This window comes from Streptantibioticus parmotrematis (assembly GCF_019890615.1).
Lineage (GTDB): Bacteria > Actinomycetota > Actinomycetes > Streptomycetales > Streptomycetaceae > Streptantibioticus_D > Streptantibioticus_D parmotrematis.
On record NZ_JAINVZ010000007.1, the window covers coordinates 135,090 to 157,960 of the forward strand.

General features: G+C 73.4%; 20 protein-coding genes. 13 read left to right on the forward strand and 7 right to left on the reverse strand.

The features are described from left to right. Window positions 1-370 precede the first annotated feature (370 nt). Complete coding sequence (locus K7472_RS13190; protein WP_372457958.1) at window positions 371-1,069, forward strand: GntR family transcriptional regulator; 699 nt, start codon at window positions 371-373, stop codon at window positions 1,067-1,069. Between the two features lie 69 nt (window positions 1,070-1,138). Here K7472_RS13190 and K7472_RS13195 read toward each other — a convergent pair whose 3' ends face one another. Both K7472_RS13195 and K7472_RS13200 read right to left on the reverse strand, forming a co-directional pair. After that, window positions 1,139-1,918, reverse strand: a complete 780-nt coding sequence (locus tag K7472_RS13195) for a hypothetical protein (protein ID WP_372457959.1) — start codon at window positions 1,916-1,918, stop codon at window positions 1,139-1,141. A 201-nt stretch (window positions 1,919-2,119) separates the two neighbouring features. Then, on the reverse strand, window positions 2,120-3,799 hold the full coding sequence (locus K7472_RS13200; RefSeq protein ID WP_222977405.1) for a PucR family transcriptional regulator: 1,680 nt from the start codon (window positions 3,797-3,799) through the stop codon (window positions 2,120-2,122). A gap of 333 nt (window positions 3,800-4,132) precedes the next feature. On the opposite strand from K7472_RS13200, the gene K7472_RS13205 reads away from it, so the two are divergent. From K7472_RS13205 to pucD, 3 genes are read left to right on the forward strand one after another with little or no spacing between them, the layout of a single operon-like run. Further along, the gene (locus tag K7472_RS13205; RefSeq protein ID WP_222977407.1) at window positions 4,133-5,020 is read left to right on the forward strand and encodes an FAD binding domain-containing protein; all 888 of its coding nucleotides are present in this window, start codon (window positions 4,133-4,135) and stop codon (window positions 5,018-5,020) included. Next, window positions 5,011-5,580 (forward strand): (2Fe-2S)-binding protein, encoded by a 570-nt coding sequence (locus tag K7472_RS13210; protein WP_222977409.1) that lies wholly within the window; start codon window positions 5,011-5,013, stop codon window positions 5,578-5,580. The genes K7472_RS13205 and K7472_RS13210 overlap by 10 nt, the downstream gene beginning before the upstream one ends. Before the next feature lies 1 nt (window position 5,581). Beyond that, window positions 5,582-7,966 (forward strand): xanthine dehydrogenase subunit D, encoded by a 2,385-nt coding sequence (pucD, locus tag K7472_RS13215; RefSeq protein WP_222977410.1) that lies wholly within the window; start codon window positions 5,582-5,584, stop codon window positions 7,964-7,966. Here the strand turns inward: pucD and K7472_RS13220 are convergent. Further along, on the reverse strand, window positions 7,953-8,117 hold the full coding sequence (locus tag K7472_RS13220) for a hypothetical protein (RefSeq protein WP_222977412.1): 165 nt from the start codon (window positions 8,115-8,117) through the stop codon (window positions 7,953-7,955). The genes pucD and K7472_RS13220 overlap by 14 nt on opposite strands. A gap of 56 nt (window positions 8,118-8,173) precedes the next feature. Here K7472_RS13220 and K7472_RS13225 point away from each other — a divergent pair, with 56 nt between their 5' ends. Next, window positions 8,174-9,625 (forward strand): NCS2 family permease, encoded by a 1,452-nt coding sequence (locus K7472_RS13225; RefSeq protein WP_222977414.1) that lies wholly within the window; start codon window positions 8,174-8,176, stop codon window positions 9,623-9,625. A 43-nt stretch (window positions 9,626-9,668) separates the two neighbouring features. After that, complete coding sequence (locus tag K7472_RS13230) at window positions 9,669-10,811, forward strand: XdhC family protein (protein WP_222977416.1); 1,143 nt, start codon at window positions 9,669-9,671, stop codon at window positions 10,809-10,811. A 28-nt stretch (window positions 10,812-10,839) separates the two neighbouring features. On the opposite strand, the gene K7472_RS13235 is transcribed toward K7472_RS13230, so the two are convergent. Then, the gene (locus K7472_RS13235; RefSeq protein WP_222977418.1) at window positions 10,840-11,994 is read right to left on the reverse strand and encodes an FAD-dependent monooxygenase; all 1,155 of its coding nucleotides are present in this window, start codon (window positions 11,992-11,994) and stop codon (window positions 10,840-10,842) included. A gap of 120 nt (window positions 11,995-12,114) precedes the next feature. Between K7472_RS13235 and K7472_RS13240 the strand changes: the two genes are divergently transcribed. After that, the gene (locus K7472_RS13240) at window positions 12,115-12,714 is read left to right on the forward strand and encodes a TetR/AcrR family transcriptional regulator (RefSeq protein WP_308013891.1); all 600 of its coding nucleotides are present in this window, start codon (window positions 12,115-12,117) and stop codon (window positions 12,712-12,714) included. A gap of 91 nt (window positions 12,715-12,805) precedes the next feature. On the opposite strand, the gene K7472_RS13245 is transcribed toward K7472_RS13240, so the two are convergent. Further along, a complete protein-coding gene (locus K7472_RS13245; protein ID WP_222977422.1) occupies window positions 12,806-13,711 on the reverse strand; it encodes a helix-turn-helix transcriptional regulator in 906 nt (301 codons plus the stop codon). A gap of 119 nt (window positions 13,712-13,830) precedes the next feature. Here K7472_RS13245 and K7472_RS13250 point away from each other — a divergent pair, with 119 nt between their 5' ends. The 3 genes from K7472_RS13250 to gcl all read left to right on the forward strand — a co-directional run bounded on the left by K7472_RS13250 (window position 13,831) and on the right by gcl (window position 18,203). Further along, the gene (locus tag K7472_RS13250; RefSeq protein ID WP_222977424.1) at window positions 13,831-15,468 is read left to right on the forward strand and encodes an AMP-binding protein; all 1,638 of its coding nucleotides are present in this window, start codon (window positions 13,831-13,833) and stop codon (window positions 15,466-15,468) included. A gap of 235 nt (window positions 15,469-15,703) precedes the next feature. Then, complete coding sequence (locus K7472_RS13255) at window positions 15,704-16,201, forward strand: RICIN domain-containing protein (RefSeq protein WP_222977425.1); 498 nt, start codon at window positions 15,704-15,706, stop codon at window positions 16,199-16,201. A gap of 220 nt (window positions 16,202-16,421) precedes the next feature. Beyond that, window positions 16,422-18,203: a glyoxylate carboligase gene (gcl, locus tag K7472_RS13260; protein WP_222977426.1), complete on the forward strand. Its 1,782-nt coding sequence runs from the start codon at window positions 16,422-16,424 to the stop codon at window positions 18,201-18,203. Window positions 18,204-18,350: 147 nt separating this feature from the next. On the opposite strand, the gene K7472_RS13265 is transcribed toward gcl, so the two are convergent. Continuing rightward, window positions 18,351-19,010, reverse strand: coding sequence for a TetR/AcrR family transcriptional regulator (locus K7472_RS13265; RefSeq protein WP_222977427.1), 660 nt, complete (start codon window positions 19,008-19,010; stop codon window positions 18,351-18,353). Window positions 19,011-19,094: 84 nt separating this feature from the next. Between K7472_RS13265 and K7472_RS13270 the strand changes: the two genes are divergently transcribed. From K7472_RS13270 to K7472_RS13280, 3 genes are all read left to right on the forward strand, one after another. Next, window positions 19,095-20,015 carry an ABC transporter ATP-binding protein gene (locus K7472_RS13270; protein WP_222977428.1) on the forward strand — a complete coding sequence of 307 codons (921 nt, stop codon included), beginning with the start codon at window positions 19,095-19,097 and terminating at the stop codon, window positions 20,013-20,015. Continuing rightward, window positions 20,002-20,763, forward strand: coding sequence for an ABC transporter permease (locus K7472_RS13275; protein ID WP_222977429.1), 762 nt, complete (start codon window positions 20,002-20,004; stop codon window positions 20,761-20,763). Before K7472_RS13270 ends, K7472_RS13275 begins: the two co-directional genes overlap by 14 nt. An 875-nt stretch (window positions 20,764-21,638) precedes the next feature. Further along, window positions 21,639-22,127 carry an Lrp/AsnC family transcriptional regulator gene (locus K7472_RS13280; protein ID WP_222977430.1) on the forward strand — a complete coding sequence of 163 codons (489 nt, stop codon included), beginning with the start codon at window positions 21,639-21,641 and terminating at the stop codon, window positions 22,125-22,127. A gap of 10 nt (window positions 22,128-22,137) precedes the next feature. Here the strand turns inward: K7472_RS13280 and K7472_RS13285 are convergent, their stop codons facing one another. Continuing rightward, a complete protein-coding gene (locus tag K7472_RS13285; protein WP_222977432.1) occupies window positions 22,138-22,803 on the reverse strand; it encodes a TetR/AcrR family transcriptional regulator in 666 nt (221 codons plus the stop codon). Between the last annotated feature and the right edge of the window lie 68 nt (window positions 22,804-22,871).

Sequence of the window (22,871 nt, forward strand, 5' to 3'; positions counted from 1 at the left end):
GTTTCGGGACAAGTGAACGCCAATGAGCGGGTGTTGACCGGAAGGTGCGTGCCGAAGTATCGAACTCCCGCTCGCCACCAGGGGAGTTGATCCAATCCGCCGCACCTTATCAGGTGAGTTCCGGCCGTCCGGACCGTTGCCGCGGGGCGACCTCCGTTGCCCTGGGATGGCGCTCCAGCGTGCCCTCGCTGTTCGAAGTGGCACTTTTGTGATCGTTGGTGTTCGATCACCGTCGCCGGATGGTGAAATAGGGTGCATTCGCCCGAACGAGGGACGAGCCGACACGGGCATGGACAACGGACAGCGGAACGCCGACGAACACGGACAGCGGAACGCCGACAAACACGGACAGCGGAACGAGGAGCGACCGGTGGAGCACGACCCGCGCCGATCCGGGGCCGAAGCGCGCCCCAGGGTGCCGGGCCAGGCGGGCCCCGGGGCCGCACCCCGCCGCCACTCGCTGCGCGACCAGGTGCTCGGTGCCCTGCGCAGCGCCCTGGTCACCGGCGAGATGCGGCCCGGCGCTGTCTACTCCGCCCCGGTGCTCGCCGAGCGCTTCGACGTCTCGGCGACCCCGGTCCGCGAGGCCATGCAGCAGCTGGTGCGGGAAGGCGCCGTGGAGGTCGTGCACAACCGCGGCTTCCGGGTGGCCGAGCGCACCGGCCACGACCTCGCCCAGCTGGCGGAGGTACGGGCGCTGATCGAGGTGCCGGTGGTGCTGGAGCTGGCCCGCACGGTGTGCGCCGGCCGCTGGGAGGCGCTGCGGCCGCTCGCCCAGGCGTCGGTACGGGCCGCGGCCGACGGCGACCGGGCCGCCTACGCCGAGGCCGACCGCGCCTTCCACCGCGCCCTGCTGGCGCTGTCCGGCAACGCCCAGCTGGTCACGATCGCGGAGGAGCTGCACCGGCGGGCGCAGTGGCCCGCGGCCGACGGCGGGGCCCCGCACCCGGCCGGGCTGCTGGCGGACGCCACCGAGCACGAGGTGCTGCTCGACGCGCTCATCCGTGGTGATCTGCCCACCGTCGAGTCACTGATCCGGGAGCACTTCTCCGGTTCCGCCTGGGCCTGATCGCGGCGAGCCGCCGCCCGGCCCGCCACGGCCCCGGCTCGCCACGCCCCTGGCTCGCCCACGATCCCGTCATGCCTCGCCCAGCAGGTCCGCCAGCCACACCGGCTGCCCGCCCAGCAGCCGGAACAGCCGGGTCGCCTCGCCCCGCAGCCGGGCCGCCTTCGGCTCCGGTTCGACCTCGGCGAGCGAGACCAGCGCGGGCGGCGTGCCGATCAGGTACCCCAGCTCCTCGCGGATGCGCAGCGACTCGGCGAACCCGTGCCGCGCCTCGGCCGCCTCGCCGTCACGCAGCGCGAGCCCGGCCAGATGGCGCCAGGTGAACGAGCACAGCAGCAGGTCGCCGTGGGCGGTCGCGCCCGCGTGGGCACGACGGTAGGCGGGTCTGGCCCGCGCCGGGTCGTCCGAGAGGTTCTCGGTGATCAGCCCGCGCCGGAAGTCCAGCAGCGCGCGGTCCGGCGCGCCCGGACGCAACAGCGCGGCGGCCCGCCCCAGCGCGGAGCGCGCCTCGTCGACCCGGTCGTGGACGTGCAGCACGGTCGAGGCGTACGCCAGGTGCCCGCGCTCGCACGCCGCCCGCCCGCGTTCCTCGTCGGTGTGGGCGCTCGCCTCCGCGATCCGCAACGCGTCCTCGGCCCGCTCCCAGCCGTCCGCGGTGAACAGGCAGCCCTCGATCAGCAGCGCCGCCCGGCGCAGCGCCGTGTGCGGGCCGGAGCCGGTCAGCGCGGCGGCGGCCTCCGTCCAGCAGCCACGCGAGCGCAGCCGCCACACGGCGGGCGGATCCGCCCCCGCCCCCGCCCCCGCCCCGGCGTCGTCGGCCGGTCCCTCCTCCGGCGCCCAGGCGTCCGCCACCGTTCCCTCCCCGTTGAGCCGTCGAGCCGTCGAGCCGTACGAACCGGAAAGCGATGGGCGCAGTCCAGCACGCCGGGGCGGGCGGGGCCAAGGGGTCTGCCGGAAAGTGGGTGAACGGATTCACAAACGGCCGGATCCCACCGGGACCCGCCCGATCGCGGGTGAGGGCCTGCGGCCCACGGGCGGAGGACCCGCGCGGGGTCAGCTCATGCGCAGCGCGAGGAAAAAGTCCACCTTGTCCTCCAGCCGGGACAGGTCCCGGCCGGTCAGCTGCTCGATGCGGCCGATGCGGTAGCGCAGCGTGTTGACGTGCAGGTGCAGCCGGGTCGCGCAGCGGGTCCACGACCCGTCGCAGTCGAGGAACGCCTCCAGCGTCGGGATCAGCTCGGCGCGGTGGCGCCGGTCGTAGGCGCGCAGCGGATCCAGCAGCCGCGCGGTGAACGCCCGCCGCACGTCGTCGGGGACGAACGGCAGCAGCAGCACGTGGGAGGCCAGCTCCTCGTGGCCCGCGACGCAGACCCGGCCCGGCCGGGCGGCGGCCACCCGGCGGGCGTGCCGGGCCTCCTCCAGCGCGCCGCGCAGCCCCTCGGCGGAGTGCACGGACGCGCTCACCCCGATCGTCAGCCGCCCGTCGCCGTCCAGCCCGCGCGCCAGCGGGCCGCCGACGGAACGCAGCAGCTCGTCGGCGCGCAGCCCGCGCGGCCCGGCCGCCTCCGCCGCCTCGTCGCCTTCCCGGTCGCCCGGCGCGACCGGCAGCGGCAGCAGGGCCATCGCCTCCTCGTCGTCGTGCGCCACCGCGACGCGCTCCAGCGGATCGCCGCCCGGGCCCGACGGGTCCACCAGGATCTCCTCCAGCAGCGTCTGCGCCGCCGGGCCGCCAGAAGGCCGCTCGTCGTCCCAGTCGACCCGGGCCACCACGACCTGCCAGTGCGGCGCGGCGCCCGCCCCCGGCAGCAGCACCGGCGCCGCCACCCGCAGCCGGGCGGCCACCTCGGCGGGCGGCGCCCCGGTCTGCACCAGTTCCAGCACCTCGTGCGCGAGGCGGCGGCGTACCGCGCCCGCGGCGTCCTGGCGGTCGCGTTCGGTGGCGATCAGCTGGGTGACGCCGGTGAGCAGGTCGAGGCGTTCGGCCGGCCATTCGCCCGCGTCGGCCTCGACCGCCAGCAGCCAGTCCGACAGCGGCGAGGCGTCCGGCTTCTCGGCGCGCCCCGGGCCGCCGGGCCGGATCGCGAAGAGCGAGAAGGTCCGCCCGCCGACGGTCAGTCGGTGCGGGCCCGGGCGGCCGGTGCGGGTCGCGGCCAGGTGCTCACCGGCCAGCTCGGCCCGCACCTGCGCGGGCAGTTCGGCCGCCGAGCCCGCGATGCGCCGTCCGGTGGACGACAGCACCCAGGCACGCAGGTCCAGATCGGTGACGAGCAGGTCGAGCACCGCGTCGGGACCGCCGCCGGAGGGCCCGGACGACATCAGCCTGCGGTGCCGGTCCACCACCGCCGCCAGGTCGCCCGCGCGCTCGGTGGACACCTGCCGCACCACGTATTCGGTGATGGTCGCGAACGCCACGTCCTCGTCCACCGCGAACAGCGGCAGCCGGTGCCGCTCGCACGCCTCCACCAGGTCCCGCGGCACGCCGCCGACCTCCGCCTCACCGGCCGCCAGCGCCGCCACCCCGGCCGCCGCCACACGCCGTACGAACGGTTCGGAGTCCTCGGGGCCGCGTCGCCAGGCCAGCCCGGTCAGCACCAGCTCGCCCCCGGACAGGTAGCGGCTGGGATCGCGCAGGTCCGTGGTCATGACGCCGCGGACCGTACGGTCCAGCTCGTCCTGCCCGCCGAGCAGCCGCAGGCCCAGTGCCTCGGTGTCCAGCAGTGTGCGCAGCCGCATCGGTCCCGCCTTGTCGCCGTGTCTCGATCGTGTCGTCGTGAAGTCGTGTTGTCATGCCATCGGGCCCGCCGTGCCGCGTTCCCCGCGTGGCCGGAATCCGGCCCGCCCGGGTGAAGGTCGCGACCATCCGGAACCAGGTCTTTCAGAGGAATCTACAAGGTGCATCCACCGACCGGCCAAGCGCTTCATGGTTTCGGTGACTGCACCGAACCGGCCACGCGGCCGTGTACTGGGGTCACACCACGTGAACAGGACATGAACTCCCCGTCCGCCAGCACCCCTCAGCACCCCTCAGCGCAACCGACGCACCACGAGATCGAGAAGAGATCCCCCATGGACTTCCTGCGCCCCGCCAGCTGGGAGGAGGCGCTCGCCGCCAAGGCCGAGCACCCCACCGCTGTGCCGATCGCGGGCGGCACCGACGTGATGGTCGAGATCAACTTCGACCACCGCCGGCCCGACGTGCTGCTGGACCTGAACCGCATCGGCGAGCTGCACGACTGGGAGGTGGGCGAGGACACCGTACGGCTCGGCGCGTCGGTCTCCTACACCCGCATCATCGAGAACCTGCGGTCCGTGCTGCCGGGCCTGGCCACCGCGAGCCACACCGTCGCCTCCCCGCAGATCCGCAACCGCGGCGGCGTCGGCGGCAACCTGGGCTGCGCCTCCCCGGCCGGTGACGCCCACCCCGCGCTGCTCGCCTCCGGCTGCGAGGTCGAGGTCGCCTCGGTACGCGGCACCCGCATGATCCCCATCGACGAGTTCTACGTCGGCGTCAAGCGCAACGCCCTCGCCCCCGACGAGCTGATCCGCGCGATCCACCTGCCCAGGGCCGACGGCCCCCAGCAGTTCTCCAAGGTCGGCACCCGCAACGCCATGGTCATCGCGGTGTGCGCCTTCGGCATCGCGCTGCACCCCTCGACCCGCACGGTCCGCACCGGCATCGGGTCCGCCGCGCCCACCCCGATCCGCGCCAAGGCGGCCGAGGAGTTCCTCGCCGCCGCGCTGGAGGAGGGCGGCTTCTGGGACAACGGCAAGATCATCCCGCCCGCCGTGGCACGGCAGTTCGCGGAGCTGGTCTCCGGCGCCGCCAACCCCATCGACGACGTGCGCGGCTCCGCCTCGTACCGCCGTCACGCGCTGGGCGTCATGGCCCGGCGCACGCTGGGCTGGACCTGGGACGAGTACCGCGGCAACGAGAGGAGCGCACGATGCGCGTGACGTTCACGGTCAACGGCCGCGAGCAGGAAGCCGACGACGTCTGGGAGGGCGAGAGCCTGCTGTACGTCCTGCGCGAGCGGATGGGCCTGCCCGGCTCCAAGAACGCCTGCGAGCAGGGCGAGTGCGGATCCTGCACGGTGCGCCTCGACGACGTGCCGGTCTGCTCCTGCCTGGTCGCCGCCGGTCAGGTGCAGGGCCGCGAGGTCGTCACCGTCGAGGGCCTGGCCGACCAGGCCCGCGAGCGCGGCGGCCGCGCCACCGACGGCACCACGCTCGACCAGGCCAAGGGCTGGCAGGCCAAGCCGCACGGCGCCCAGGCCGCACAGCCCGGTCAACTCGCCCCGATCCAGCAGGCGTTCATCGACGCCGGAGCCGTGCAGTGCGGTTTCTGCACCCCCGGCCTGCTGGTCGCCGCCGACGAACTGCTGGAGCGCAACTCCTCCCCGACCGACGCGGACATCCGCGAGGCGCTGTCGGGCAACCTGTGCCGCTGCACGGGCTACGAGAAGATCCTCGACGCGGTCCGCCTGGCCGCCGCCCGCCAGGACGAGGTGGTCTGAGATGGCTGGAACGACCCGCACCCCGACCAACCTGACCCAGGGCGCCAAGGCGGACGCCGGCATCGGCGCCTCCACGCTGCGCCCGGACGGCACGCTGAAGGTGACGGGGGAGTTCGCGTACTCCTCCGACATGTGGCACGAGGACATGCTGTGGGGCTTCACCCTGCGCAGCCCGCACGCCCACGCCCGCATCCTGTCCGTCGACACCTCCGACGCGCTCGCGCAGGCCGGGGTGTACGCCGTGCTCACCCACGACGACCTGCCGACCGAGCACAAGAAGTACGGCCTGGAGTTCACCGACACCCCGGTGCTCGCCGACGGCGTCGTACGCCACCACGGCGAGCCGGTCGCCCTGGTCGCCGCCGACCACCCGGAGACCGCCCGCCGCGCCGCCGCCAAGATCAAGGTGGAGTACGAGGAGCTGCCCGTCGTCCACGACGAGGCCAGCGCCCTCGCCGAGGACGCGCCGCTCCTGCACCCGGGCCGCGACGACCACCACGCGCACGAGGTGCCGCACCCCAACATCGTCCACCGCCAGCCGATCATCCGCGGCGACGCGAACGCCGCCGCGCGGCGCGCCGACGTGATCGTCACCGGCGAGTACGAGGTCGGCATGCAGGACCAGGCGTTCCTGGGCCCCGAGTCGGGCCTCGCGGTGCCCGGCGAGGACGGCGGCGTCGACCTGTACGTCGCCACCCAGTGGCTCCACTCCGACCTGCGGCAGATCGCCCCGGTCCTCGGGCTGCCCGAGGAGAAGGTGCGCATGACGCTCTCCGGCGTCGGCGGCGCGTTCGGCGGACGCGAGGACCTGTCGATGCAGATCCACGCCTGCCTGCTGGCGCTGCGCACCGGCAAGCCGGTCAAGATCGTCTACAACCGCTTCGAGTCCTTCTTCGGCCACGTCCACCGCCACCCGGCGAAGCTGTGGTACGAGCACGGCGCCACCCGCGACGGCAAGCTCACCCACATGAAGTGCCGCATCGTGCTGGACGGCGGCGCCTACGCCTCCGCCTCCCCGGCCGTCGTCGGCAACGCCTCCTCGCTCAGCGTCGGCCCCTACGTCATCGAGGACGTGGAGATCGAGGCCGTCGCCCTCTACACCAACAACCCGCCCTGCGGCGCCATGCGCGGCTTCGGCGCGGTCCAGGCGTGCTTCGCCTACGAGGCGCAGATGGACAAGGTCGCCGCCGAACTCGGCATGGACCCGGTCGAGTTCCGGCAGCTGAACGCGATGACGCAGGGCACGATCATGCCCACCGGGCAGGTCGTGGACTCCCCGGCGCCCGTCGCCGAACTGCTGCGCCGCGTCAAGGCGTTGCCGCTGCCGCCCGAGAACCAGTGGGAGAGCGCGGGCCAGACCGCGGACGTGCGCGCCCTGCCCGGCGGGCTGTCCAACACCACGCACGGCGAAGGCGTGGTGCGCGGCGTGGGCTACGCGGTCGGCATCAAGAACGTCGGGTTCTCCGAGGGCTTCGACGACTACTCCACCGCCCGGGTGCGCCTTGAGGTCGTCGCGGGTGAACCGGTGGCCACCGTGCACACCGCGATGGCCGAGGTCGGCCAGGGCGGCGTCACCGTCCACGCGCAGATCGCCCGCACCGAACTCGGCGTCCAGCAGGTCACCATCCACCCCGCCGACACCCAGGTCGGCTCCGCCGGATCGACCTCCGCGTCCCGCCAGACGTACATGACCGGCGGCGCGGTGAAGAACACCTGCGAGGCCGTGCGCGACAAGGCGCTCCAGCTGGGCCGGCGCAGGTTCGGCACCTTCCACCCCGCGTGGGCCACCGCCGAACTGCTGCTGGAGGGCGGCAAGGTGGTCACCGACGGCGGCGAGGTGCTCGCCGACCTCGCCGACGTGCTCGGCGACGACGTGGTCGACCTGGAACTGGAGTTCCGGCACCGCCCCACCGAGGCGTTCGACATCGTCACCGGCCAGGGCTTCGGCCACGTCCAGTACTCGTTCGCCGCGCACCGCGCGGTCGTGGAGGTGGACACCGAACTCGGTCTGGTGAAGGTGGTCGAACTCGCCTGCGCGCAGGACGTCGGCAAGGCGCTCAACCCGCTGTCGGTGGTCGGCCAGATCCAGGGCGGCACCACACAGGGACTGGGACTCGCGGTGATGGAGGAGATCATCGTCGATCCCAAGTCGAAGGTGCGCAACCCCTCCTTCACCGACTACCTCATCCCGACCATCCTCGACACCCCGACCATCCCGGTCGACGTGCTCGAACTGGCCGACGACCACGCCCCGTACGGGCTGCGCGGCATCGGTGAGGCGCCGACGCTGTCGTCCACCCCGGCCGTGGTCTCCGCCATCCGCGCGGCGACCGGCCTTGCCCTCAAGCGGGTGCCGGTGCGCCCCGAGCACATCACCGGCGTCTGACCCCGGCGGCGCCGCCCACGGTGCCGCCCAGCAGCTCCGGGCGGCGGTCGCGGATCTCGTCCCTTTCCGCCCGCCGCCCGGTACGGCCGTCCCCCACCCTCTGGCCGAGCAGTACCCGTTCGCCTCGGGCCGTCCCCCGGGTCGTGCGCATCCCAAATCCCGTGCCGCAGAGCGCGGGTGTCCCTGTGAACCTTGGGAGTTGCACCCATGACCCAGTCGCAAATCGAGCCGCCGGTGGTCGCGGAGGACGCCGGAGACGGCACACGCCAGCCCGCGGGCCGCTCCTGGCTCGATCGTTACTTCCACATCTCCGACAGAAGTTCGACGGTCGCCCGCGAAGTCCGCGGTGGTCTGACGACCTTCATGGCGATGGCGTACATCCTGCTGCTCAACCCCGTACTGCTCTCCGTTCCCGATGTGAACGGTCACCGCCTGCCGCACGCCGCGCTCATCACGGCGACCGCGCTGGGCGGCGCCGTGACCACGTTGCTGATGGGATTCGTCGGAAAGGTCCCGCTCGCGCTCGCCGCGGGACTGAGCGTCGCCGGGGTGGTCTCCACCCAGGTGGCCCCGGAGATGACCTGGCCGCAGGCGATGGGGATGTGCGTCATCTACGGCGCCGTCATCGTGCTGCTGGTGGTCTCCGGGCTGCGCGAGGCGGTGATGAACGCGATACCGCTGCCGCTCAAGCACGGCATCACCGTCGGCATCGGCATGTTCATCTCGCTCATCGGCCTGGTCAACGCGGGCTTCATCGGCAAGGGCGACCCGGTGACGCTCGGCACGGGCGGGCACCTGACCGGCTGGCCGGTGCTGGTGTTCTGCGTGACGCTGCTGACCATCTTCATGCTCCAGGCCCGCAACGTGCCCGGTGCCATCCTCATCGGCATCGTCTCCGGCACCGTGCTGGCCGCGGTCCTCCAGGCCGTCGGCGCCACCCACGCCAAGGACTGGGGCCTCAACGTCCCGGCCCTGCCGCACAACCCGGTCTCCATGCCCGACTTCTCGCTCTTCGGCCACGTCGCGTTCGGCGGCTGGGGCAAGATCGGCGGGATGACGATCGGGGTGATCGTCTTCACCCTCGTGCTGGCCGGGTTCTTCGACGCGATGGCCACCATCATCGGCGTCGGCACCGAGGCCGGACTCGCCGACTCCCAGGGCCGCATGCCGGGCCTGAGCAAGGCACTGTTCATCGACGGCGCCGGCGGCATGATCGGCGGTGCGGTCGGCGGCTCGGGACAGACGGTCTTCATCGAGTCCGCGACCGGGGTCGGCGAGGGCGCGCGCACCGGCCTGTCCAGCGTGATCACCGGCCTGCTGTTCGCCGCGGCGCTGTTCTTCACCCCCGTCGCCTCGATCGTGCCCGGCCAGGCGGCCGCCGCCGCGCTGGTCGTCATCGGCTCGATGATGATGACCAACGTCCGGCACATCGACTGGACCGACCGCTCGGTGTCGATCCCGGTCTTCCTCACCGTCGCCCTGATGCCCTTCACCTACGGCATCACCCCCGGCGTCGGCGCGGGCGTCATCTCCTACTGCGCCATCAAGGGCGCCCAGGGCAAGTGGCGCGAGCCCAGCGTCTTGATGTGGATCCTGTCCGTCGTCTTCGTCGTGTACTTCGCCCTCAACCCGATCCAGAGCTGGCTCGGGGTCCACTGACCCCGTCCGGTTCACGCAGCCCTGTCAAGGGAGTTGGCACATCATGCTGGACATCGCTGACGAGTTGCGCCGCTGGTACGCGGCCGGACGGCCGTTCGCCGTCGCGACCGTGGTGGCGACCGGTGGCAGCGCGCCCCGCCAGCCCGGCGCGGCGCTCGCCGTCGACGCCGAGGGCCGTGCGATCGGCAGCGTGTCCGGCGGATGTGTGGAGGGCGCGGTCTACGAACTGTGCCGGGAGGCCCTGGAGAGCGGCACCCCGGTACTGGAGACCTTCGGGTACTCCGACGAGGACGCCTTCGCGGTCGGCCTGACCTGCGGAGGCGTCATCGACATCTTCGTCCAGCGGGTGGACCCGGCCGCCATGCCGGAGTTCGGCGCCGCGCTGGACGCGGCGGGGGAGGGGGAGCCGGTCGCGGTCGCCCGGGTCGTCAAGGGCCCGGGCGGTCTGCTGGGCTCGGCGCTCGTCGTCCCCTCCGGGGAGAAGGACGGCCAAGGGGGCTTCGGTGACGCGGAGTTGGACGCCACCGTGCGCGCCGAGGCCGCCGCCATGCTGGACGGCGGACGCACCGGCACCATCGAGGTCGGCGCGGACGGCAGCCGCTGTGGCGAGCCGTTGACACTGCTGGTCGAGTGCCGCGTCCCCGCACCGCGCATGCTGGTGTTCGGCGCCATCGACTTCGCGGCGGCCGTGGTGCGCATCGGGACGTTCCTGGGCTACCGGGTCACCGTGTGCGACGCCCGTCCGGTGTTCGCCACCGCGGCCCGCTTCCCGCAGGCCGACGAGGTGGTGGTCGACTGGCCGCACCGCTACCTCGACTCCCAGACACTGGACGCCCGCAGCGTGCTGTGCGTGCTCACCCACGACGCCAAGTTCGACATCCCGCTGCTGGAGCGGGCGTTGCGGCTGCCGGTGGCTTACGTCGGGGCCATGGGATCGCGCCGCACCCATCTGGACCGGCTGGAGCGGCTGCGCGACGTCGGCCTGACCGAGCTGGAGCTGAACCGCCTGCGCTCCCCGATCGGCCTGGACCTGGGCGCCCGCACCCCGGAGGAGACCGCGCTGTCCATCGCCGCCGAGATCGTCGCCCACCGGCGCGGCGGCTCCGGCGCCCCGCTCACCGGCGCGCACACCCCCATCCACCACGACACCGGACGCGGCCGCACCCGGGTGGGATCGGCGGCCTGAGGCCCGCACGTCCGCAACCCCGGCCACGTCAGCGGTAGTTGAGCTCGGCCAGCTCGGTGGCGAACTTGGTGCGGAACGACGGGACGCGGCCCAGCAACGGCAGCAGCGTCCCGCGGGCCACCCGGCCGCCCACGCCGCGCAGCCCGGCGAAACGCGTCAGGCGGTCGGTGAACGCCACCACCCGCTCGGCGACCGGCCGCCGCAGCGCCTCGTAGGTGTCCACGCGGTCCTCGGCGATCGCCCGGCCCAGCGCGTGGCCGTCCTGGATACCGGTGTTCATGCCCTGGCCGCCCGCCGGGCTGTGCACGTGCGCCGCGTCGCCCGCCAACAGCAGCCGTCCGGCCTGGTAGCGGTCGGCGACGCGGTGGTGCACCCGGAAGCGCGAGGACCACCGCACCTCCTCGATCCGCAGCTGTCCCGGCACCCGCTCGTCCATCACCCGTTGCAGGAAGGCGAGATCGGGTCGCGCGGGCGCCTCGTCCACCGTCGCCACCACGCGGAACCGGTCACCGGGCAGCGGCGCGACCAGCGCGACGCCCTTCTCGTGCAGCAGCAGCGCCACCGTCTCGCGCCCCGGCGCCCACCGCGCGCGCACGTCCGCCAGCACGTAGGACTCCCCGTACGATCCGCCGGGGAAGCCGATGCCGGCCGCCTCGCGCACCACGCTGTGCATCCCGTCGGCGCCCACCGCGTACGCGGCGCGCAGGGTCTCGCCGGTGGCCATGGTGAGCGTGACGCCCGACTCGTCCTGGACCACGCCCGCCACCTCGTACGGCCGGTGCACGTCGCCGCCCGCCTGCCGCAGCGTCTCCAGCAGCACGGCCTCGGTCGTGTCCTGCGGCACCAGCAGCGCGTACGGGAACGGCGTCGCGAGTCCCGCGAACGGCACGTCCAGCAGCTGCCGGGTGCCCTCCCGGATGCTGAAGCGGTCCACCGTGAGTCCCCGGGACGTCAGCTCCTTCGCCGCGCCCAGGGTGTCCAGCACCTCCAGGGTGCGGGCGTGGACCACGGCGGCGCGCGAGGTGTTGGCGCCCTCCGCGAGCCGGTCGAGCAGGACGAAGTCGACCCCGGCCCGGGTCAGGGTGAGGGCCAGCGCGAGCCCGGTGGGCCCGGCGCCGACGATGGCGACCTCGGTGCGCTCCGGCAGCGCGGGGCGGGCGGCGGCGTGTGCGGCGGTGTCCATGGCGGTGCCCCCTTTCGTGATGCCAACGGTTGTTGGCCAACGTCTGTTGTCATGGTGCGCGGAGTGCGGCCCTGAAGTCAACAGGTGTTGGCCCACGGGTGTTGGCCTACAATCGTTGACGTGAAGACGACCGACGAGAACCAGCCACTCGCGGGGGCCCAGGACGCGGACGGGGCCCGGCGCTCGGACCGCACGCGCGCCGCGATCCTGCGGGCCGCCCGTGAGCGCTTCGCCGAGCACGGTTTCGAACGCACCACCATCCGCGCGGTCGCCGCCGACGCGGACATCGACCCGTCGATGGTCATGCGCTACTTCGGCACCAAGGAACGGCTCTTCGACGCCGCGCTCGACATCGACCTGCGCCTGCCCGACCTGACCGCCGTGCCCCTGGCCGACCTGCCCGAGCTGTTGGTGCGGCACTTCCTCGACCGCTGGGAGAGCGACCCGCCGGACGACGGGCTGCTGGTGCTGCTGCGCTCGGCGGTCACGAACGAGCGCGCCGCCCAGCGCACCCGGGAGATGTTCGCCGCGCAGGTCGCCCCCGCGGTGACCGAGGTGCTGCCGCCGCGGGCCGCGGCCCGCATCGGGCTGGTCTCCGCCCAGCTGCTCGGGCTGGCCCTCACCCGCTACCTGCTGCGCATGCCCGCGGTGACGGAGCTGACGAAGGAGGAGATCGTGGCGACGCTCGCCCCCGCGATCGCCCGCACGCTGGGGGTGTGACGGCCGTAAGCGCCAACGCGCGCGGGAATCCGTAGGGCGCCGACGCGCCGGGGGAGCCGTAGCGCGCCGACGTGCCCGGGAATCCGGCGTGTTACGGCAGCAGGCCCGCCCGGCGCGCCGCCACGACCGCCTCCAGCCGGGTGTGCGCCCCCAACTTCCGCATCGCCGACCGCAGATACGCCTTCACCGTCTCCGGACGCAGCCCCAGCCGGTCCGCCACGGCGGCGTTGGTGGCACCCCGCGACACGCACGAGAGCACGTCCACCTCGCGCGGCGACAGGCCCACGGCGCCGTCTCCGCGCGCCGTCCCGCCGCAGGCGCTCTCCAACCGGGCGCAGGCGGCGAGCAGTTCGTCCCGCAGGCGCACGTCCGGCACGTCGTGCGCCAGCGTCCGCAGGTGCGCGTGGGCGGCGCGCACCTCCTCCCAGGCCGCCGGGGCCGCCGCCCGCAACCGGTCCGCGTCGTCGCGCGCCGCCAGCGACCGCTCCAGCTCCTGCGCGGCCCCCACGGCCGCCGTCAGCGCCCGGTCGCCCAGGGCCGCGGGCTCGCGCAGCGCCGCGTAGAGCACCGCGCGCACCCGACGCCGCACCACCACCGGCACGGCCAGCACCGACCGCAGGCCCTCGGCGGCCACCGCCGCGTCGTACTCGTGGCTGATCGTGCGGGACGCCCGGTAGTCGGTGACCGCGACCGGCCGGGCCAGCGCGATCGCCTTGCCGCCCAGCCCGCTGCCCGAGCTGATCGCCAGCCCGCGCAGCGCCCGGGTGGTGGTGCCGACGAGCTGCGAGATCCGGAACCCGGCGTCACCGCCGCCGGGCGTGCGGGCCGCCGCCGGGGCGTCGTCGCCGGTCAGGCCGCCGAACGCGACGGGCAGGCCGCAGGAGTGCGTCAGGGCGGCCAGCGCCTCGCGGACGTCGGCGGCCTCGCCCCGGGCCCGCCCGGTCGTGCCGTCGGCGGCCTCGCCCTCGGCCCGTCCGGCCGTGCCTTCGATGCGCATGGCTGCCTCCCGGCCCCGGTCCGCGACGCTCGCGCGGGCCACCCCCGTTCGGGGGTGGTGAGACGTGGATCACTGGTCGCACGATGTTACTGCGACGTTACCGCTGCATGGAGGCCCCCGTGACCGCACCTTCCGCCGCCGAGCCCGAGCCGTCCTACGCCAGTGGAACGGGCACCACCCCGCTGCTCGGCGACACCATCGGCCGCAACCTCGCCCGGGCCGTGGCCGCCCACCCGGACCGCGAGGCCCTCGTCGACGTGCCCGGCGGCAGGCGGTGGACCTACGCGGAGTTCGGGCGCGACGTGGACGAGCTGGCCCGGGCGCTGCTGGCGCGGGGGATCGGCACCGGCGACCGGGTCGGCATCTGGGCGGTCAACTGCCCCGAATGGGTGCTCACCCAGTACGCCACCGCCCGCATCGGTGCCGTCATGGTCAACATCAACCCGGCCTACCGCACCCACGAACTGGCCTTCGTGCTCCGGCAGTCCGGAGTGCGGCTGCTGATCGCCTCGACCGCCCACAAGACCAGCGACTACCGCGCCATGGCCGCCGAAGTACGCGCCGACTGCCCCGAGTTGCGCGACGTGGTGCACATCGGCGACCCCTCGTGGGAGGAGCTGGTGGCGGACGCCCGGCGGACGGACGCGGAACGACTCGAAGCCGTCGCCGCCGGCCTCAGCTGCGACGACCCGGTGAACATCCAGTACACCTCCGGCACCACCGGCTTCCCCAAGGGCGCCACGCTCTCCCACCACAACATCCTCAACAACGGTTACTTCGTGGGGGAGTTGGTCGCCTACACCGAGCAGGACCGGGTCTGCCTGCCGGTGCCCTTCTACCACTGCTTCGGCATGGTGATGGGAAACCTCGGCGTCACCACGCACGGCGCCTGCATCGTGATCCCGGCGCCCTCGTTCGACCCGGCGGCGACCCTGCGCGCGGTCCAGGACGAACGGTGCACCTCGCTGTACGGGGTGCCGACGATGTTCATCGCCGAACTCGACCACCCCGACTTCGCCTCGTACGACCTGTCCACGCTGCGCACCGGCATCATGGCGGGCTCGCCGTGCCCGGTGGAGGTGATGAAACGGGTGGTGGACCGGATGCACATGGTCGAGGTCGCCATCTGCTACGGCATGACCGAGACCTCACCGGTCTCCACCCAGACCCGCCGCGACGACGACCTGGAACGCCGCACCGAGACGGTCGGCCGGGTGCTGCCGCACCTGGAGGTGAAGGTCGTCGACCCGGCCACCGGCGTCACCGTCCCGCGCGGCGAACCCGGCGAACTGTGCACCCGCGGCTACTCGGTCATGCTCGGCTACTGGGACGAGTCCGAGCGCACCGCCGAGGTGATCGACGCGGGCCGCTGGATGCACACCGGCGACCTCGCGGTGATGCGCGAGGACGGCTACCTGGCGATCGTCGGCCGCATCAAGGACATGATCATCAGGGGCGGCGAGAACGTCTACCCGCGCGAGATCGAGGAGTTCCTCTACACCCACCCGAAGATCGCCGACGTGCAGGTGGTCGGTGTCCCCGACGAGCGCTACGGCGAGGAGATCGTCGCCTGCGTCATCCCGCGCGACCCCGCCGACCCGCTGACGGCGGAGGAACTGGCCGCGTTCTGCGACGGCAGGCTGGCCCACTACAAGATCCCGCGCCGGCTGCGGCTGGTGGACGCCTTCCCGATGACGGTCAGCGGCAAGGTCCGCAAGGTGGAACTGCGCGAGGCGGCGGCGCGCGAGAAGGCCTGAGACGCGGGGTCCCCACTGGGCGGGCCGCCCGCTGAGCGGGGTGCCCACTTATGGGTGAATCAGGAGGAAGGCCCTGTTCCCACCCCGTATGGGATCGTTACGTTGGTCGTGCCCGCGGTACCCGACCCTTCCCGCGGGCACGGTCGCACGATCTCTGGGGGAATTCATGCGCCTGTCATGGCGTCAGTCACGCCTTCCGCGCTCGTCTCGTCCGCTGCGCACTCCACGTCTCGCGGTGGCCGCCGTCGCCGCCTTCGGGCTCGCGGGCCTCGCCGTGCCGGGTGCCGCGTCCGGCGCCGCGCGCGGGCCCGCCGCCTTCGCGCCGGAGGGCGGCATCGTCCAGGACGGCACGTACGTCCTGGTCAACGCCTCCACCGGGCGCTGTCTCGACGACAGCGTCGCGTACGGGCTGCGGACCTTCGTCTGCAACAACCAGAGCTTCCAGCAATGGCGCCTGCACGGCCTCAACGAGGCGGGCACGCTGTGGACGCTCACCAACCTCAACACCCACCGCTGCGTGGACGACAGCGTCGCCTACCACCTGCGCTCGTTCGGCTGCAACAACCAGGCCTTCCAGCGCTTCTGGGTCGGCGCGGACTCGCGCACCGGGACACCGATCGCGTGGTTCCAGAACCAGACCACCACCGGTTGTATGAACGACGATCCGCGCGTCGGCCTCCAGTCGGCCGGGTGCGACGGCCGCAACACCGAGAAGTGGGAGCTGGAGCACTGAGCGGATCCTGATCCGATGAGCTGACGACGGTCCCGACGACGGCCGGTCGACGTGGGCGCCCCTCCGGGCGGCCCGCTTCGACCGGCCGTCGTCGTGTCGTCGCGTCTTGACGTCCTTCCCGGCCCGCCCGTAGATTCATTCCATAAAGTAGAAACGCTATTCCGTATGGCGGAAGTTGGGCGCTTCGTCACGGCAGGCGTGGTCGACACGGGAGGGCTCAATGCCTCGGATGACCGCCGCTCGCGCGGCAGTGGAGATCCTCAAGAAGGAAGGCGTGACCCACGCGTTCGGCGTGCCGGGCGCCGCGATCAACCCCTTCTACGCCGCCCTGAAAGCGTCCGGCGGAGTGCGCCACACGCTGGCCCGGCACGTCGAGGGCGCGTCGCACATGGCCGAGGGCTACACCCGCACCCACCCCGGCAACATCGGTGTGTGCATCGGCACCTCGGGCCCGGCCGGGACCGACATGATCACCGGGCTGTACTCGGCCACCGGTGACTCGATCCCGATCCTGTGCATCACCGGCCAGGCGCCGACCGCGGTGATCCACAAGGAGGACTTCCAGGCCGTCGACATCGCCTCCATCGCGGCGCCGGTCACCAAGAAGGCCACCACCGTGCTGGAGGCCGCCCAGGTGCCGGGCGTCTTCCAGCAGGCGTTCCACCTGATGCGCTCCGGGCGTCCCGGGCCGGTGCTGATCGACCTGCCGATCGACGTCCAGCTGACCGAGATCGAGTTCGACCCCGACACCTACGAACCGCTGCCGGTCTACAAGCCGGCCGCGACCCGCGCCCAGGTCGAGAAGGCCGTCGCGCTGCTGAACGCCTCGCAGCGCCCCCTGATCGTCGCGGGCGGCGGTGTCATCAACGCCGACGCCTCCGACCTGCTGGTGGAGTTCGCCGAGCTGACCGGCACGCCGGTCATCCCGACCCTGATGGGCTGGGGCGCCATCGCGGACGACCACGAGCTGAACGCGGGCATGGTCGGCCTCCAGACCTCGCACCGCTACGGCAACGCCACGTTCCTGGAGTCGGACTTCGTCCTCGGGATCGGCAACCGCTGGGCCAACCGCCACACCGGCAAGCTGGACACGTACACCGAGGGCCGCACCTTCGTGCACGTCGACATCGAGCCGACCCAGCTCGGCAAGATCTTCGCCCCCGACTACGGGATCGCCTCCGACGCCAAGGCGGCGCTGGAGCTGTTCGTCGAGGTGGCCAGGGAGCTGAAGGCGAAGGGCGAACTGCCCGACCGCGCCGACTGGGCGGCCTCCGCCCAGGACCGCAAGGCCCGCCTCCAGCGCCGCACCCACTTCGACAACGTGCCGATCAAGCCGCAGCGCGTCTACGAGGAGATGAACCGCGCCTTCGGCCCGGAGACCCGGTACGTCACCACCATCGGCCTGTCGCAGATCGCCGGCGCCCAGATGCTGCACGTCTACAAGCCGCGGCACTGGATCAACTGCGGCCAGGCGGGCCCGCTGGGCTGGACCATCCCGGCCGCGCTCGGCGTCGCCACGGCGGACCCGCAGGCCACGGTCGTGGCGCTGTCCGGCGACTACGACTTCCAGTTCATGCTGGAGGAACTGGCGGTCGGCGCCCAGCACAACATCCCCTACGTCCACGTGCTGGTGAACAACGCCTACCTCGGGCTGATCCGGCAGGCGCAGCGCAACTTCGACATCGACTTCCAGGTCAACCTGGAGTTCGAGAACGTCAACACCCCGGAGATCGGCGTCTACGGCGTGGACCACGTGAAGGTCGCCGAGGGCCTGGGCTGCAAGGCGATCCGGGTGACCGAGCCCGACCAGCTGCTGCCCGCCTTCGAGGAGGCGAAGAAGCTGGCCGCCGAGTTCCGCGTCCCGGTCGTGGTCGAGGCGATCCTGGAGCGGATCACCAACATCGCGATGAGCGGCTCGGACATCGCGAGCGTCAACGAGTTCGAGGAACTGGCCACCGAGCCGGGCCACGCCCCCACCGCGATCCGCCAGTTGGCGGTGTGAGCGGGGGCCGCGACCCCATCGTGTGATCCCGCCGTGTGGACCTGGGGGTGGTTCCGGAACCGCACGGCGTCAGGAGGGCGTGCCGTCACCTGACGACGGCACGCCCTCCGGCATGCCCGGCCCGGCCGGGCGCGTCCTCCGGCGCCCTCAGCCGTCCGCCTCTCCGTGCCCCTTCGGCCGTCCGTCCTCCGCCAGCGCCCGTACCAGCCCCCGCAGGTCCTCCAGGTCCGCCTCGAACTCGGCGTCCCAGTCCACGGGTTCGTCCAGATGCCGCGCCAGCCGGGCGTGCGCGGGCAGCGTGCCCTCCGGCAGCTGTCCGCGTCGCGCGCGCGGATCGAGGTCACCGGGACCGAAGCGGCCCCCCGCCTCCGACGCCGCGTACCCGATCACGAAGGTGCTCAACAGCCGCTCGAGGCGCGGCACATGGCGCTCCGGGACGCCCGCGTCCAGCAGCGCGGTGTAGACGCCGTCGACGGTCCGCACGCCGTCCGGTGTGACGGACGGCCGCGCGAACAGCAGCGCCGCCGCCCACGGGTGGCGTCGGCCCAGGCCACGCGCCGCGTGCGCGAAGTGCCGCATCCGCTCGTCCCACGGCAGCCCCTCGCCGCCGACCGCCGGGGCGAGTTCGCCCAGCAGCCGTCCCACCATGCCGTCCAGCAGCGCGGCCTTGCTCCCCACGTGCGGGTAGAGCGCCATCGGCGTCACGCCGACCCGTTCCGCGACCGCGCGCATCGAGACCGCGTTCAGCCCCTTCTCGTCGGCGATCGCCAGCCCCGCGTCCAGGATCTCTTCTCGTCGTGCGCTCATGTCTGTACACTGTAGATCTATACGACGTAGATCATTTAGGTCGCGGGTGCCGGGCCCGGCGGCACGAACGGCAGGGGGACAGCGATGCTGGAGACGGAAGGGCTGGTCAAGCGGTACGGCACCGCGACCGCCCTGGACGGGTTCGGCCTGACCGTGGCGCCCGGCGAGGTGGCCGGGCTGATCGGGCACAACGGCGCGGGCAAGACCACCTTCGTGGAGGTCGTCGCCGGACTGGCGCGGCCGGACGCCGGCCGGGTCGTGATCGGCGGGACGGACGCCCGGCGCGCCCCGCGCGAGGCCCGGCGGCTGCTCGGCGTAGCCCCGCAGGAACTCGCGCTGTACGGCAACGCCACCGTGCGGGAGAACCTGCGGCTGTTCGGCGCTCTCGCCGGACTGCGGCGTACCGCGCTGGCCCGTGCCGTCGACCGCGTCGCGGAGGAACTGCGGCTGACCGACGTGCTCGACCGCCCGGCCGGGCTGCTCTCCGGCGGCCAGCGGCGGCGTACCCAGGCGGGCACCGCGCTGGTCGGCGAACCCGCGCTGCTCCTGCTGGACGAGCCGACCGCGGGCGCCGACCCGGACACCCGCGCCGCGCTGCTGGCCGCCGTGCGCGCCCGGGCCGCCGCGGGTGCCGCCGTCGTCTACACCACGCACTACCTGCCCGAACTCGACGAATTGGGCGCGACGTTGGCGGTGGCCAGGGGCGGCCGGATCATCGCCCGGGGCACCCGGCGCGAACTGCTCGACGGGCTGCCGGGCGAGGTGCGGATGAGCCCGGGGGAGAGCACCGACCTGCTGCGGCTGCCGCCCGCCGTGCGGGCCCGGGCCTGCCGCGAGGCCGGCGAACTGCGCGTCACCAGCGCCGATCCGCCCGCCGTGCTCGCCGCGGGCTACGCGCCCACCTCGGTGGACGTCCGCAGGCCGGGCCTGGACGACCTCTACCGCTCGCTCGCCTCCCGAGAGGCGAACGCCGACACGGAAGGAGGCCGTCATGCCGCGGCCTGAGTCAGCCGGGCGGGTGCGCGCCCTCGTACGCCACAACACCACCCTGCTGCTGCGCGAACCCGGGCCGCTGGCCAGCCGGATGATCCTGCCGCTGGTCTTCGTCACGCTGCTGCGCCCGTTGTACGAGGCGGCGCAGGGCGCGCGCGAGGGGACCACGCAGGCGGTGACCGGCACGCTGGTGACGTTCTCGCTGCTGGCGCTGAGCATCGCGGGCGGCTCGGTGCTGTCGGAACGCGTCGGGCACACCTGGGAGCGGCTGCGCACGACCGCCGCGCATCCGCTGGAACTGCTGACGGGCAAGGCGGTCCCGGTGCTCGGCGCGATGCTCGCGCAGCAGGTCGTGGTCGTCGGCTTCGGCGTGCTGGTCCTGGGCATGCCGCTGGGGCATCCGGGACTGCTCGCCCTCGTGCTGCTCGCGTGGACCGGCACGCTGCTGGCGCTGGGCACGATGGCGGGCGTACTGGTGCGCAGCCAGGGGGAGTTGTCGGCCGCGTACGACATCGGCGGCATGCTGCTCAGCAGCCTCGGCGGCGCGCTGGTGCCGCTCGCGTCGATGCCGGGCTGGGTGCGGCACCTGGCGCCCGCGTCGCCCGGCTACTGGGCGGTGTCCGCGCTGCACGCGGCACTCGGCGGCGACGCGGGGCGGACGGCGGTGTGCTGTGCGGCACTCGGCGCCTTCGCCTGCGCGGCGGGCACGGCGGCGGCGATCCGGGTGGGCCGGGGCTGGGGACGCTCGGCCACGCTGTGACGCGACGAGGCGGCGCCGCGGGTCACCGCGACGCGGGCCGTCCCCGCCTGGGTCAGCGCCGCCGCCGTCACCGCCACGGCGAACGCGAGTGCCGCGTCCACCTCGCGCAGCAGCACCGCCAGCGTGCCGAAGCAGACCAGGAACGCGTACTCGGCGCGCACCACACCACGCAGGAACGCGCGGACGGCCACCGCTCCCGCGACGCGGTGGGTGTGCACGGCCTGCGCGACCACCAGCACCGGGAACGGCGACAGCAATCCCGCCCCGCGTGCCCCGAGCGGGCCGCTGACCGCGCAGACCACGACCACCCACCCGGTGACCACCAGCATCCGCGTCCGCAGGCCGCCCCGCCCGGAGCCGGGCCCGGCGCCGCTGCCGTGGTCGCCCCCGGCGGCCTCGCGCGGCCACCCCCACGTCACCGCCGCCAGCGCCAGCGCTCCCGCCGCGCCCGCGCCCGTGATCCCGGGACGCCACACGTCCAAGGCCACCGCCCCCATCGCGAAAGCACCGCCCGCGCAGGCCAACGCACCGGCCTGGCCCAGGCGTCGGGCGACCCGGGCGTACGTCCAGCACAGCAGGCAGACGGCCCCCGCGCCGCCCAGCGTGGCGGTGGCGGCCCGCGCGGCGTAGGCGCTGCCGTGGGAGAGCGCGGTGAACAGGGTGATCGGCACCGAGGTGACCGGCAACCCGGCCAGCAGCCCGCCGACGGCGGGACCGAAGCGGCGCTGGACGAGGGAGATCACGGCGAGCAGGACGGGCGGAAGGGCGCACTGGGCGAGCAGAACGGGCATGCCCCGACCCTGCCGCCGATTCCGCCGCGTCGGACGCGGACCTCGCGGCGGAAACGGCGTCCGTGCTGTGGGATTCTCGGTCACATGGCTGATTCACCGAGAAGGACGCGGTCGGCTCCGAACGCGGTCGTCGCGCTCGACCGGATCGACCGGCAGATCCTCTCCGTGCTGGTGCGCGACGGACGGGCGACCTACCTCGACGTCGCCCGCCAGGTGCGGCTGTCCGCCAACGCGGTCGCCGACCGGGTGCGGCGGATGCGCTCGCAGGGGGTGATCCGCGGCTACCGGGCGGACCTCGACCTCGCGGTGACCGGGCGCGCGCTGGTGGCGCTGACCGACGTGCGGCTGCGCGACGGCGTGGAGGGCCGGGGCTTCGAGGCGGGCCTCGCCGGACTGCCGCAGATCGTCTGGGCCGCCCACACCACCGGCGAGTACGACTACCAGCTCCGCGTCGCCTGCACCGGCACCGCGGAACTGGAACAGGTCGTCGAGACCCTCAAACGCGACCACGGCGTACGGGAGTTGCGCAGCCGCATCGTGCTGCGGGAGATCGACCTCGACCCGCTGCCGTGAGGCGCGGCAGTCAGCCGGGTCCCGGGGCCAGGTAGCGGCGCAGCACCCGCTTGCACTCCGCGATCAGGGCCGGATCGCCGTCCGGGTCCACACGGAAGGCGAGTTGGAGCACCGCGTCCGCGCACTCCATCGCCACCCGCAACGCCAGCGACGGATCCGCGCCGCCCTCCGGGTCCGCGCCCTCGCGCGACTCCAGCATGCCGCCGATCAGGGTGCCGAGACGCTGGGCGACCGCCGCGTTGTTGTCCAGCACCGCGTCGAGGATGTGCTGCTCCGCGCGGTTGCCGGGCGGCCCGACCACCCCGAAGTCCAGCACCCCGAAGCCCGGCACCGCGCGCTTCATCGCGACGAACTCCTCCACCGCGAGGTCGGTCAGCGCGGCCACGTGGGCCGGGGCCTCGCACTCGATGCGGCGGGCCAGCCGGGCGAGATAGCGCTCCAGGTTCCGTTCGGCCAGCGCGGCCACCAGGGCGTCCTTGCCGGTGAAGAACTGGTACAGCGTGCCGATCGGGACCTCGGCGCGCCGGGCCACCTCCCGCGTGGTCAGCGCGCCGTACCCGGACTCCTCCAGCAACCGCGCGCTCGCGTCGAGGATGCGTTCCAGCCGTTCGGCGCTGCGGCGCTGCACGGGTCTGCGGCGCAGCGGCCCGGACGGTCCCTCGGGTCGTGCGTTCATGCGCCCACTCTGCCGGATCTGGCGCTCCGGCCGCGAATCATTATCATGAGCGATGCTCATGTTAGCCG